Source organism: Chryseobacterium nakagawai, assembly GCF_900637665.1.
Taxonomy (GTDB): Bacteria; Bacteroidota; Bacteroidia; order Flavobacteriales; family Weeksellaceae; genus Chryseobacterium; species Chryseobacterium nakagawai.
This window is the reverse complement of record NZ_LR134386.1, coordinates 4,736,550-4,750,308: the sequence shown is the minus strand read 5'-3', so window position 1 is coordinate 4,750,308 and position 13,759 is coordinate 4,736,550. Positions and strand designations below refer to the sequence as shown.

Annotated in this window: 11 protein-coding genes; 4 read left to right on the top strand and 7 right to left on the bottom strand. The window is 36.6% G+C overall.

The window, feature by feature from the left end:
* Positions 1 to 58: 58 nt before the first annotated feature.
* The 3 genes from EL260_RS21335 to EL260_RS21325 all read right to left on the bottom strand — a co-directional run bounded on the left by EL260_RS21335 (position 59) and on the right by EL260_RS21325 (position 4,736).
* Entirely contained in the window at positions 59 to 1,162 is a 1,104-nt protein-coding gene (locus EL260_RS21335) for an efflux RND transporter periplasmic adaptor subunit (protein ID WP_123857518.1), read from the bottom strand.
* A gap of 191 nt (positions 1,163 to 1,353) precedes the next feature.
* The gene (gene mgtA / locus EL260_RS21330) at positions 1,354 to 4,026 is read right to left on the bottom strand and encodes a magnesium-translocating P-type ATPase (protein ID WP_123857517.1); all 2,673 of its coding nucleotides are present in this window, start codon (positions 4,024 to 4,026) and stop codon (positions 1,354 to 1,356) included.
* A gap of 11 nt (positions 4,027 to 4,037) precedes the next feature.
* A complete protein-coding gene (locus EL260_RS21325; RefSeq protein WP_123857516.1) occupies positions 4,038 to 4,736 on the bottom strand; it encodes an MgtC/SapB family protein in 699 nt (232 codons plus the stop codon).
* A gap of 438 nt (positions 4,737 to 5,174) precedes the next feature.
* On the opposite strand from EL260_RS21325, the gene EL260_RS21320 reads away from it, so the two are divergent.
* On the top strand, positions 5,175 to 6,026 hold the full coding sequence (locus tag EL260_RS21320) for an EamA family transporter (protein ID WP_123857515.1): 852 nt from the start codon (positions 5,175 to 5,177) through the stop codon (positions 6,024 to 6,026).
* 211 nt (positions 6,027 to 6,237) lie between these two features.
* Here EL260_RS21320 and EL260_RS21315 read toward each other — a convergent pair whose 3' ends face one another.
* Together EL260_RS21315 and EL260_RS21310 are read right to left on the bottom strand one after the other, a co-directional pair.
* A complete protein-coding gene (locus EL260_RS21315) occupies positions 6,238 to 7,605 on the bottom strand; it encodes an ATP-binding protein (protein ID WP_123857514.1) in 1,368 nt (455 codons plus the stop codon).
* A 10-nt stretch (positions 7,606 to 7,615) separates the two neighbouring features.
* Positions 7,616 to 8,317, bottom strand: coding sequence for a response regulator transcription factor (locus tag EL260_RS21310; RefSeq protein WP_123857513.1), 702 nt, complete (start codon positions 8,315 to 8,317; stop codon positions 7,616 to 7,618).
* A gap of 131 nt (positions 8,318 to 8,448) precedes the next feature.
* Here EL260_RS21310 and EL260_RS21305 point away from each other — a divergent pair, with 131 nt between their 5' ends.
* The gene (locus EL260_RS21305) at positions 8,449 to 9,081 is read left to right on the top strand and encodes a YiiX/YebB-like N1pC/P60 family cysteine hydrolase (RefSeq protein WP_228445562.1); all 633 of its coding nucleotides are present in this window, start codon (positions 8,449 to 8,451) and stop codon (positions 9,079 to 9,081) included.
* Between the two features lie 312 nt (positions 9,082 to 9,393).
* Positions 9,394 to 9,705 (top strand): NIL domain-containing protein, encoded by a 312-nt coding sequence (locus EL260_RS21300; RefSeq protein WP_123857511.1) that lies wholly within the window; start codon positions 9,394 to 9,396, stop codon positions 9,703 to 9,705.
* Between the two features lie 433 nt (positions 9,706 to 10,138).
* Here EL260_RS21300 and murA read toward each other — a convergent pair whose 3' ends face one another.
* Both murA and EL260_RS21290 read right to left on the bottom strand, forming a co-directional pair.
* The gene (gene murA / locus EL260_RS21295; RefSeq protein WP_123857510.1) at positions 10,139 to 11,446 is read right to left on the bottom strand and encodes a UDP-N-acetylglucosamine 1-carboxyvinyltransferase; all 1,308 of its coding nucleotides are present in this window, start codon (positions 11,444 to 11,446) and stop codon (positions 10,139 to 10,141) included.
* Entirely contained in the window at positions 11,446 to 12,117 is a 672-nt protein-coding gene (locus tag EL260_RS21290) for a DUF4290 domain-containing protein (protein WP_123857509.1), read from the bottom strand. Before EL260_RS21290 ends, murA begins: the two co-directional genes overlap by 1 nt.
* Positions 12,118 to 12,304: 187 nt before the next feature.
* Here EL260_RS21290 and EL260_RS21285 point away from each other — a divergent pair, with 187 nt between their 5' ends.
* Positions 12,305 to 13,744 (top strand): alpha-amylase, encoded by a 1,440-nt coding sequence (locus EL260_RS21285; protein WP_123857508.1) that lies wholly within the window; start codon positions 12,305 to 12,307, stop codon positions 13,742 to 13,744.
* The last annotated feature ends 15 nt before the right edge of the window (positions 13,745 to 13,759 follow it).

Genomic DNA, 13,759 nt, shown 5'->3' with positions numbered 1-13,759 from the left:
ATCGATATTATGTACAGTACAGATGTGTATTGTACTTTTTACATCAGTTCATTTTACATTATTTCGCATCCAGCATATAAATTCCACCCTCGGTCATGATGGTGTCTCCCACTTTTAATCCGGAGGTAATTCTGATCATTTTCTGATCCGCTTCTCCGGTGGTTACCGAACGTTTGGCAAATTGATTCTTGCCTGTTTTGATCCACACATATTGAGAACTGTCCTGCTGCATCAGGGCACTGATCGGAATCATAACTGTTTTTTGAGGAGTCGTAGCGAAATTGACAGTCGCATACATACCGGGTTTGAGTTTTCTGTCCGGATTATCACATTCGATAAGGACTTTTATACTTCGGGTATTTTCATCTACGACTTCATTGATGTGATACACTTTTCCAGTGATATTTCTGTCCGGATAAGCACTTACTTTTACCGAAACATGATCTCCGATATTGACAAAACGGATATCTTTTTCCTTTACATCTCCGGAAATCCAAACTTTGGATAATTCTGCAATGATGATGACAGGGTCTGCATCACTTTTTAGAAATTGGCCGTTGACAATTTTATTGGAAATAATTTCTCCGTTAATTGGGGCTCTTACAATAAGGGGGCTACCGATACCTCCGCCTTTGCTGTTATAAACTTTCAATGCAGAAGAAGCATTGGAAAGGGATGTTTTTTTATTTTTGAAATCAGTTTCTGCCTCGTCAAGTTCTTTCTGAATCCCGACTCCATGTTTTACCAGATCCTGCTGACGTCTGTAATTTTTCTCTGCGAGCTGTACATCATTCAGGGCATCTGTATAATCTTTCTGAACTGAAAAATAATCAGAGGAAAGGATTTCAAAGAGAGGGCTGTTTGCTGAAACATTTTGTCCAAGCTGAATGAATGATTTTGTAATTCTTCCGGAAAAGGGGCTGGCAATTTCAGCATAATGGTTGGGAATAGCCTGAATGGTTCCTGCTGAAACGATTCCGTCGCTATGTTCCTGCTCAGAAACGATTTCTGTTTTTATTTTTTTGAATACTGGGTTGTTTTCAGGGACGATTACATTTTCTCCTTTTACCAGAAGATCCTGATCCTGAGAATCTTCACTTTTGGGATTTTTACAAGAGGTAATAAATGTCAAAAGTACTATTGTGAATACTGCTTTTCTCATATAAGATGTTTATAACCACTAATTTAATTCTAATTTTCTTTTTATATCAATACAGTGTGATATTTATTTAAAATACCTTAAATGCTTGTTTTTTGCCGTTGCAAAAGTATTTCTATCCTTTCTGATAGCCGGTTAGAGAACCTTTAGAATGCTATTAGAATACCATTAGAAAGGATGGTATTTCTGAGGAATTATAGCCATTGTCCGAATTTTTTAATGAACCATTGTTTCACAAATTGGGTAAGGATACAATATCCTGTAAGAATTCCTATCAGATAAGGGAAATAGCTTAAAGGCAATGGCTGCATTTTCAGATATCCTGCCAATGGGGTGAAAGGAATAAGGATTCCAATCAACATGATTAAGCTCGTTAGGGCAACAACCGGTGCAGCAGCCCAGCTTTGGATAAATGGAATCTTTTTGGTTCTGATAATATGAACAATCAAAGTTTGGGACAACAGTCCTTCTACAAACCATCCGGTCTGGAATAAACTCTGATGCTCTGGTGTATTGGCTTTAAAAATAAAAAACATTACAGCAAACGTCATATAATCAAAAATGGAACTCAAAGGACCAATATAAAGCATGAATTTTTTAATACTGTCAGCTTCCCATTTTTTGGGTTGTTCCAGAAAATCTTTATCCATCGTATCCCAGGGAATAGAGGATTGTGAAATATCATACAACAGATTTTGAGTCAGAATTTGCAGCGGCAGCATTGGCAGAAATGGCAGGAATGCACTGGCACCAATCATACTGAACATATTTCCAAAATTACTGCTGGCCGTCATTTTTATATATTTAATAATATTCCCGAATGTTCTTCTGCCATAAATAACTCCACTTCTGAGTACCATTAAGTCTTTTTCGAGCAAAATGATATCTGCACTTTCTTTGGCTATATCAGCTCCGGTATCGACAGAAATTCCAACGTCTGCTTCTTTAATGGCTGCTGCATCATTGATTCCGTCACCCATAAATCCTACAGTATGACCTTTGGATCTTAATATTTTTACAATGCGTTGCTTTTGTAATGGGCTTACCTTGGCAAAAACGGAATATAAATCCATGTCCTTGCTGAGTTCTTCATCACTCATATTCTCCAGTTCATCACCAAGCATGATGGTGTTGATGGGAATTCCTACATCATGACATATTTTTTTCGCAACAATATCATTATCTCCGGTGATTACTTTTACTTCAACCCCTAATTTATGCAGGGCTTTGATACTTGGCTCTGCAGAAGGTTTAGCGGGATCAAGAAATCCAATAAAACCGGTAAGGATGAGGTGACTTTCATCTGCAACAGAATAATTGAGTGGATGATCTCCTTCAAATTCTCTGATGGCAACCAGTAAGACACGAAGCCCTTCTGCATTGAGCTTTTCAGACATTCTGATGATTTTTTCCTTCATAAGGTCATCTAACGGAATAATATTGTCATTCTCTATATGAAGGCTGTGGTCATCACCCGGATCTAAAGCATATGTACACAAAGACAGCATTTCCTCTACCGCTCCTTTTGAGATCATAAGGTGTTTTCCTTTTGAGGTATTCAGAATGACAGACATTCTTCTTCTTTCGAAATCAAAAGGAATTTCGTCTACTTTCAGATAGAGTTCATCAGCTTTCATGAGATTGTGGACTTCTGCATGATCCAGAACAGCCTGATCCAGCAGGTTTTTTAAGCCGGTTTGATGAAAACTGTTGAGGTAAGCCCATTTCAAAACCTCATCATCATCAAGACCACGCACGTTGAGGTGAGTTTCCAGAACGATTTTATCAAGGGTAAGGGTTCCTGTTTTATCCGTACAGAGAATATCCATAGCGCCGATATTCTGGATGGCATTCAATCTTTTAACGATTACTTTTTTCTTACTCATATTTACAGCACCTTTGGCAAGGTTAGCGGTAACAATCATAGGCAGCATTTCAGGAGTAAGTCCTACTGCCACTGCAATGGCGAATAAGAGTGCCTGCATCCAGTCTCCTTTCACGAATCCATTGATAAGGAAAATGACAGGAGTCATGACCAGCATAAACCGAATCAGTAAAAAGCTTACTTTGTTGACTCCGATATCAAATGCGGTTTCAGGCCTTTTGGAAACAAGGCTTCTGCTGATGCTTCCGAAATAAGTGAAAATACTGGTGTTAACAACCACAACCGTAGCTGATCCACTAACTACATTGGTTCCCATGAAACATATGTTTTGAAGGGTAAGTGGGTTCCTGTTTTTGGCATCACGGATAGGAAATGCATTTTTTTCAACAGGTAATGCTTCCCCTGTGAGAATAGACTCACTGATGAAAAGATCTTTGCTTTTCAAAATTCTGCAATCGGCAGGAACCATATCTCCGGCAGAAAGAATCACGATATCTCCGGGAACTATTTCAGTGATTTCTATTTCTTCACTTTCTTTGAATTTCCTTTTGGTAAGACAGCTGGTTTTTACCATTTTTTTCAATGCTTCTGCTGCCTTATTACTCCGAAATTCCTGAATAAATCTTAAAACAGTACTGAACAACAACATTACTGAAATAATAATACTTGTACTTAGATCTTTCTCTCCTTCAGGAATGAGAATTACATCAATAAATAAAGAAATTACAGCAATACACGCCAATATATAATTAAAGGGATTAAAGAAAGAATGAGCAAACTGCTTCAGCCATGAGGGGGCTTTTTGAGTAGCAATTTCATTTTTACCGTAAATTTTCAAACGGTCTTTCACTGTGTTTTCGCTAAGGCCTTCTTCTGAAGTTTCCAGCATAGCGTAAACCATTTTTTCGTTCTCTGAAGCGGCTTCTTTCAATTTAACAAGAGCGGCTGAGTTGATATTTTTATTGGAAGATTTTTTTAACATGGCTTTAATTTTTATAAATCATTTTCAGTACCTATAATTTCCCAGCTTACCTTGATGACTTTATCTTCAATGGTAAGTCTGCTGGCGGTTTTTTCCATAAAACTGTCTTGTGGTGTAGAAGAATGAACTTCTGCCGTGATAATGGCATTTTCAGGGACACCGTTATCATCGCTGGTAAGAGATTTCAGTAGTACTTTATCATTTCCACTTAATGATTGCATGAGTTGTACCCGGATATGATTTTCTACCTCACTTTTGCATTTGATGCTGAGTAGATATTCGGTGTAGTGATTTCTGCTGCTGATATTGTTCCCTAATTGTACTCCCAATGGTCGGAGAATAAGATGGGTGAGGATAATAAAACCACTGGTAATAGCAGCTTCCAAAGGAAGTCCTAATGCGGAGAGTGCTCCTACTGATGCAGAGCACCAGATGGTGGCAGCGGTATTAAGACCTCTTACGGTAAGTCCATCTTTCATGATAACTCCACCTCCTAAAAAGCCAATACCACTGACGATATAAGAAGCTATTCTGCCTGTGGCATCACCACCGATCCGGATAGAGAGAAGAACAAATGCTGCGGAGCCAAGGCATACCAGAGTATTGGTTCGGAGACCGGCGCTTTTTTGACGCCATTGTCTTTCAAAACCTATGCTGGCACCCAAAGCAAATGCCGTGAAAAGACGAAGAGTAAATTCGAATGTATTCATAACTTTTCCTTTTTTTATAAAGCTTATAAAGCTGTACGGGAAAAGTGAGTACAACTAAAGCTTTTAAGATTGATAATAACTGTAAGGATCTGCGTCCATGTGCTTTATTTTTTACACTGCAAAAGTAGTAGAACTGGCTTTTTTCACCTGTTAGAAAAGCTTTAGAATGTTATTAGAATTATATTAGAGAAAATTATGATGGTACTTTTTAAAATAAAAAATATAAGCAGAATCATGTTTTTAATGAGTTCTATTTAAGATTGATACTGTTCGTAGGTTTATCAATGGTTACAGATGAGAGCTTTAATTCGAATCTGTAACCATTTTTTAAGATAAAATTTCAATACATTTGGCAATAATTCAGCTTTATACAATAAAGTTTGTTTTATCTCCCGGTTTCAAACCAAAAGTTGTCTTTATAAATTATATATTTTAGAAATGAAAAATTCAAACTTAGCGATTCCTGCCACATTGTTAGCCATTATCTGTGTACAGGGTGGAGCATCTATTGCCAAGCAGCTTTTTCCGGCAATTGGAGCTATTGGAACCGTTACTTTGAGGATTGTACTTTCTGCTATTTTGCTTACTATCATCAATCGTCCTAAATTTTTACAGTTTACTCCACAAAAATGGAAGTATTGTGCAATGTATGGGGTGGGATTGGCTGCGATGAATCTTATTTTTTATATGGCGATTCAAAGAATTCCACTAGGATTGGCCGTAACCGTAGAGTTTGCAGGTCCTTTGTTTCTAGCATTGGCATTATCCCGTAAGTTATTGGATGTAGTTTGGGCACTATTAGCCTGTGCAGGAATATTGCTTATTGTTCCCTGGAAGAGCGATCATATAGATTTGTTAGGGCTGGGATTAGCTTTTCTCGCTGGAATATTCTGGGCTCTTTATATTGTAATGGGCGGAAAAGTTTCTAAAATAATGGATGGAAAAGATGCCGTAACCACAGGAATGTTATTTGCCAGTCTGGTAATTATACCTTTCACAATATGGGATGGAGCGGTCTTTAATATTACACCAACTATTTTTGTCAAAGGATTGGGAGTCGCTATTTTATCAAGTGCTTTACCGTTTTCTTTAGAAATGATGGCTTTAAAAAAGCTTCCTGCAAAGACGTTCAGTATCCTGATGAGCCTGGAGCCTGCATTTGCAGCCCTGTCAGGATTAGTTTTCCTTGCTGAAGAGTTATCTTTTTTACAGTGGATTTCTATTAGCTGTGTAATTGCTGCCAGTATAGGAACGACAATGTTCAATAAAACGGCTACCTCTCATAATTAATTTCTAAGAAGGTTAATTTTATTTCCCACAGATTACACGGATTTTCAGAGATGATTGCATGAAATCTGGTAAAAATATTTTAGTCTCGCAGATTGAACGGATTACACAGATTTCTTGATTGTTGGTACACGGATATTTGCGAACACAAAAAAATCAATAATTTCTAAACTTCTGTGTCTTTTGCGGTTCAAAATATCGTCAGATAAAAAAATTAAGCTGTTTTAATATCAAATATCACTGTGAAAACAGTCTCATTATTCTCAGACGCTACTTTGAGGATTGCGTGATGAAGATGAATAATTTTCTCAGTGAGGAAAAGTCCAATTCCATGGCCCTTTTCCTGTTTGGAGGTTTCACTTCTGTAAAAAGGTTCAAAAATATGGAGTAAGTCTTCCTGTGAAATGGTAATTCCTGTATTGATAAAGCGGATCAGAAGATTTTCGGTATTTACTTTTACATCAATGAGACAGGTATGGAACGGCGAATATTTACAGGCATTATCGATGAGGTTATTAAAAGCGACCTGTAATAAATATTCATTTCCCTGCACAATAAGCTGATGTTCTTCTATAGCGTTATCAATATTCAATGAAACTTTATATTCTGTATTTTCCTTTATTATTTTCGAATAAGATTCTAATAAAATTTCATCCAATCGTACTTCTGAAAAACTGATTTCATTAGGATCATAGCTGGCTTTGGCAAGGTCCATCAGGCTATTGGATAACTTTACCATATTACGGGCATCATCCAAAGCGTATTGAATAGTCTGTTGATATTCTTCCTGGGTCTGTTCCTTTTCAGAAGAGAATTCCAGTTCTGTAATAATAGCAGATAGTGGGGTACGCAGTTCATGTGAAATATTGGATACAAAATGTTTTTGAGCATCAAACGAATTTTCCAGGCGCTCAAGCATTCCGTTGAAATTTTCAGCCAGTTCATTAAGTTCATCTTTCTCACCCGTGGCTTTTAAGCGTAACTGTAATTTCCCGGCAGTGATATTCTTTATTTGATGAACCATTTCACTTAGCGGGTTCAATGCTTTTTTTGAAAGAAATATTCCGGCTAAATAAATTAATATTAAAATACTAATGAAGGCAATAATACTGATGGTAAGAAGATGACTGATTGATTTATAACCATATTGATCGTACCCCGCAGCGGTTACCAAATATTCCTTTCCATTGTGAGAATAGATAGTTCCTATAGCCTGCAGATCATCAATGAAAAAACTGATGTCTTTCTTTTTTAGAATACTGGAAAGCATTTTCGGATCTTCCTTAACAAAGTCTACCTTTGAATCATCATGATAGACCAGATTGAACTCAGGATCATAGATGGCTACCTGAACTTCATTAATTGTTTTTGTGTTATTCTTGTAAACACGGTGCATTTCCTTTTCACTTAATGTACTTTGAAAAAAAAGATTGGCTTTCGCTACCGCTTCGTTTCTGAGTTGGGCATAAAATGAAACTTCCCTGGCTTCACTCGAAGAATAGTATACTGCAATACCGTAAAATATCATCAACATAGCCGTGACAAAGGTAAAGAGTAGGGTAAGCCGGGTTCTTATTTTCATGCCTTATAAGTTATTGTTGATGTTCTTCATATCCTTTTTTAAGAATAAAACCCATTCCTGCTTTGGTATGGATCAGCTTATTCTCAAAATCTTTGTCAATTTTTTTTCGGATATAGTTGATGTATACATCAATAAAATTAGTGCCGGTATCAAAATGGGTTTCCCATACTTTTTCTGCAATTTCACTTCTGGAAAGTACTTTCTCTGAGTTTTCCATCATAAATTTGAGAAGATTGAATTCTTTAGGGGTCAGTTTGATAGGAACATGATCTCTGCTTACCGTTTTCTGTTCCAGATTCATTTCAATCCCTTCATATTTAAGGACAAAAACTTTTTGCTGTCTCTGTTGTGAAAAACGCTTTAGAAGGACATTAATTCTCGCCACCAATTCACGCATTTCAAAAGGCTTGGTCATATAATCGTCGGCACCGGCATCAAATCCTTCCAATTTGTCGTCCGTAGTGCCCAAAGCTGTAAGCATTATGACAGGAAGATTAGGTTTCAGAGCTTTTATTTCATTACAAAACTCCAGACCACTTTTTTTAGGCAAAACAATATCAGTGACTACAAGGTCATAATTTTTCTGCAATGCCAGTTTTAGTCCTGTTGATCCATCATATGCTGTACTTACTTCAAATTCAGCTTCCTGAAGTCCTTTTGTGATAAGCTTGGAAAGTCTGTCATCGTCTTCTACTAATAAAATATGAGGCATAAGAATAGGTGAAGTGTTTGTGAGTGAAAAGGTGAAGTGATATTCTTCACAAATGTAATGAATTCTATTTTGTAATTTTGGCGGAATAGAGATATAATTGAATGTTAGAACTTAAGAAAAAAATGTGTAATATGAGTAGAATTGCGGGCATTGTATGTTTATTAGTGCTGTTTTTGACTCAATGTACTACCCAGCAAAATACTATCCAGCTGCAAAACGGAGATTTACTTTTTGTTACAGCTAAAGAAACAGGACTTTCCGGAGCCATTAATAATGTTACCCAAAAGCAGAAAATAGCTTCTTTCGATCACATCGGTATTCTTGAAAAAGAAGGAAAGAAGTTGTTTGTTTTGCATGCTGCTCCAAAAGGGGGTTCCCAAAAGCAAACTCTCAAGGATTTTGTTAAAGATCAAAAAAGGGATCAGCAAAATGTTGTAGTCTATCGCCTGAAACCCGAATATCAGAAATCAATTCCTGTTGCTATTGAAAAGGCTCATTTTATGTTGGGAAAGCCTTATAATTTCAACTATATTTTGGATGAAAGTTCTTATTACTGTTCAGATTTTGTAGAAAGAGCTTTTCGGAATGATCACATTTTTAAATTAGAACCTATGACATTCATTGATCCTAAGACAGGAAAAACAAATGCATTCTGGGAAGGATTCTATACTAAGAAGAACCTTAAAGTTCCTGAAGGAGAGCCTGGTTGTAATCCGAACGGATTGGCCGGATCTGAAAAAATAGAAAGAGTAGGAGACCTTTAAGGCTGGATGCTGGAGGAGAGATGCCGGAAGCTATTATTGTTGATATTACTTATGAAGGCCGGAATTAGGTCGTATCAGGAATGATAGAAAAGAGTGTTATTGATGTTTGTCATTTCATGACTTCCAGTCTCCGAATTCCTTGCATACCGAATCTGAGTAAAATATAGAGAAGCTTAATGGCTTCTTTTTTTATGTTAATTTTTAAAAAATATTAGTCTACTAATTTGGTGGACTAATATTTTTTTATATTTTTGTGACAGATTTAAATGCAGAGCGCAATATGATCTGAGTACTAACCCAAAATGTTTAGCAATGATTACACCTAACCCAAGCCTGCAGGTTTTTCAAAATAAACTGAACCTGCCTAAAAAAGAATTATTATTGGAAATAGAATTGAATGGCAAAATGAAATTTGAGCATTTAATGAATACCATCTATAATCAAATGGGGATATGTCATAGAGTGTTGTCAGCGAATGTGGAGTATGTGAATGGATATAGTTTTGGTTCGGTACAGTTGTATATTAATGTCAATTCAGAAGACTATCAAAAGCTGGAAGTCTATCTGAATAAAAATAAACTTTTGAATACAACGGTAGAATATCTCTGCCGAAAGTATTTTTAAGGGAGATTCATATAGTTTTAATTACTCAAAGTGTCTGGTTCTTTTACCGGGCACTTTTTATTTATTCTGAATAATTTTTTATTATCTCGCAGATCAAACAGATTACACAGATATTTTAATATGAAAAAAGATGAAATAAAGAATAAATTTTCCAGGGTAAATTTTCAATGCTGTCAAAGATTACAATTGAAGGAGCGAAAATTCCCCTCCTCCGGAGGGGTGTCAAAAATTCTTTGAATTTTTGACGGGGTGGTTCTAAAAAGAACTTGTATTATTTTGTAAACGCAAAGTTTTATTTCCAAACCTTATATTCTAAGGAAGCAAAGTAATAATCAATTAAAATTGATTTAACGAAGCTTATGTTAGAATGGTGAGATATAGTCATAAAAAAGCGCTCAGATTTTTCTGAACGCTCTATGTAATAAAAATAAGTTTAAATTCTTTCGATATCGGCACCAAGTGCTTTTAGTCTTCCATCGATGTTTTCATATCCTCTGTCGATTTGCTCGATGTTGTGGATAATAGATTTTCCTTCTGCAGAAAGAGCAGCGATAAGAAGGGCATTTCCGGCTCTGATATCCGGGGAAACCATTGTTGTTCCTCTTAACGGAGCTTCCTGGTTTAATCCGATTACGGTCGCTCTGTGTGGATCACATAATATGATCTGAGCTCCCATATCAATTAATTTATCTACGAAGAATAATCTGGATTCAAACATTTTCTGGTGAACCAGGATACTTCCTTTTGCCTGTGTAGCTACAACTAAGATGATGGATAATAAATCCGGGGTGAATCCAGGCCATGGAGCATCAGAAATGGTAAGAATAGATCCGTCAATAAATTTCTGAATTTTATAATGTTCCTGAGCAGGAATATAAATATCATCACCACTTTGCTCAAGCTCAATTCCCAGTTTTCTGAAGGTGTTAGGAATAACTCCTAATTGGTTCCAGTTTACATTTTTGATGGTGATTTCAGATTTCGTCATGGCAGCAAGACCAATCCATGATCCGATTTCCACCATATCAGGAAGCATGGTATGTTCCGTACCTCTTAAATAATCTACTCCTTCAATGGTAAGAAGGTTAGATCCGATCCCTGAAATATTAGCTCCCATTCTGTTCAGCATTTTACATAATTGCTGAAGATAAGGTTCGCAGGCAGCGTTATAAATTCTTGTTTTGCCTTTTGCTAAAGCAGCAGCCATTACAATATTAGCCGTTCCGGTCACAGAAGCTTCTTCCAATAAGATGAATTTTCCTGTAAGTTCTTTCGCTTTTAAAGAATAGAAATATTCTTCTTCGTCGTAATGAAATTCAGCACCAAGTTCAACCAATCCCTGGAAATGAGTATCCAGTCTTCTTCTTCCGATTTTGTCTCCTCCGGGAGTTGGCATATAAGCTTCTCCATAACGTGCCAACATAGGACCCATCAACATAATTGATCCACGAAGTTTGGCTCCGTCTTTTTTAAATTCATTGGATTTTATATAGTCGAAGTTTACTTTATCAGCCTGGAAAGTGTAATCTCCATGACCATTTTTAGTAACCTTTACACCGAAGTCTCCAAGAATTTCAATCAGTCTGTTTACATCGTGGATATCCGGAATATTTTTAATCCTTACTTCCTCATCAGTCAACAGCACTGCACATAAAATTTGTAGAGCCTCATTTTTGGCTCCTTGTGGAGTTATTTCACCCTGCAGTCTTTTCCCTCCTCTTATTTGAAATGTTCCACTCATTATTTTCTGTTTTTATGATTGTTATTATGCCTTCTCTTGTTAGGTTGGTTGTTGTTGTTTTTATTATTGTTATTATTCCTATTGTTGTTATTGTTATTATTTCGGTTGTTGTTATTGCTGGTATAGTAGATTTTACTTTTTTCAAGAGAATCAATTCCTGTAAGATCTAACCTGTTCTCAGACAATTCTTTCAAGTGTCTGAAGATAACATCATCCGTTACGTGTTCTTTATTGTAAACATTGTAGGATTTCTTCATATTGTTGGCAATAACCTCAATAAGGGCTTCTTTTTCATCCCCTGTTTCCAGTTCAATTGCTTTTTCTATTAATTGAAGAATACTTTTTCCGTAAAATTTAAAGTCTCCCTGAAGTTTTGGGTACTCCATTCTTTTAGGTTTTTCTGCCAATTGTTCCGGGGTAGGGAACGGATAAGGAGCGTCTACATCCAAATCATAATCTGCCAGAATATAAAGATGATCCCAAAGTTTATGTTTATAATTTTCTTCGTCACGAAGTTGTGGGTTTCTCTGACCCATAAAATCGATGATTGCCATAGCCATTTCGTTCCTTTCCTCTTTGGTAGGAAGTTCTTTGCAGCGCTCAACCAACTGTTGTATAATTCTGCCGTATTCCGGCATATGAAGCTGAGTTTTTTGGGTATTGTATTCCATAGTATGCAAATATATGGATTAAAAGAAAAATTGTTTCGAGAATCTTAAAAATTTATGATTTTTTAATGAAAATTTCAGATCTAATTCTCTTTGAAATATTATTTAAAATGAAAATATTTCTCACTGTTTTGAATTTGTTTTCAATAAAAATGTAACTTGGTTGATATATTCATAATTAAATATTCCAATGAAAAAAACACATTTTATTCTTTCCCTACTGGCTTTAGCGCTTGTTGGCTCCTGCCAGAACAACGATGAATTAAGTACAGAATCCTCCAAGAAGGAAGAGGTACATAATAAAATAGTAAATGTAACCCATCATGATGGAAGACCTTTCAGTACAGGGGCTGGATCTGGATCATCGCAGGCAAAGTTTGTGGCAGGTCCTGGTGGCAGCGTTCTCATGCAGGGGTTCTATTGGGATGTTCCTGATGGGGGAAACTGGTGGAATACCGTTAAAGACAAATTAACAGCATGGTCTAATGCAGGGGTGGGAGCTGTATGGCTTCCTCCAGCTTCAAAAGCTCAAAACGGAGCTTATTCCATGGGATATGACCCAACCGATTATTATGATTTTGGGAATTTTAATCAGAACGGAAGCACAGAAACCCGATTTGGTTCAAGAACAGAACTGGAAGCATTGATTACAAAGGCCCATGCAGAAAATATGCAGGTCTATGCTGATATTGTCATTAATCATAACAGTGGCGGTCAGTCTGAAGCCAATCCATTTACAGGAACTAATACCTGGACTAATTTCTCTGGAGTTGCTTCCGGAAAATTTCAAAGAAATTACAATGACTTTTATAAAAACGCTTATGGAAATAATGATGAAGGTGCTTTTGGCGGATTTCCGGATTTGTGTCATGCCAATCCACATGTACAGGATTGGTTGTGGGGAAGAGATGATTCCGTCGCGAAATATTATAAAAATGTAATGAAATTTGATGGCTGGAGATTCGATTATGTGAAAGGATTCGGCCCTTGGGTGGTGAATACCTGGAATTCTAAAGTAGGAGGCTTTTCTGTTGGTGAACTCTGGGATTCAAATGTGAATACCTTAGAATGGTGGGCTAATAATGCCAATAGCTCCGTCTTTGATTTTGCTGCTTATTATAAAATGGATGAAGCCTTTGATAACGGAAACCTGAATGTACTGAATGATGATATGATGTGGAAAAGAAACCCATACAAAGCGGTAACCTTTGTTGCCAATCATGATACGGATATCATTTATAATAAAATGCCAGCCTATGCTTATATTCTGACTCATGAAGGATATCCTACTATTTTTTACAGAGACTATGAAGAATGGCTGAATAAGGAAAGACTGAACAACCTGATCTGGATTCACAACAATAAAGCTACAGGAACCACTTCTATTCTATATACAGATAATGATGAATATATCGCGAGACGTAACGGTTACAATGGAAATCCGGGACTTGTGGTTTATATTAACACCTCATCAAGCTGGCAGGAAAGATGGATCGATACAAATTGGACTAATCAGCAGATTAAGGACTTTACCGGAAATTCAAGCTGGTATCCGACAACGCAAGGAGACAAGCGGGTAAAAATTCAATGCCCTCCGAATAGTTATTCTGTGTGGTCGCTTAATTTATAAGTAATGAGTAATGAA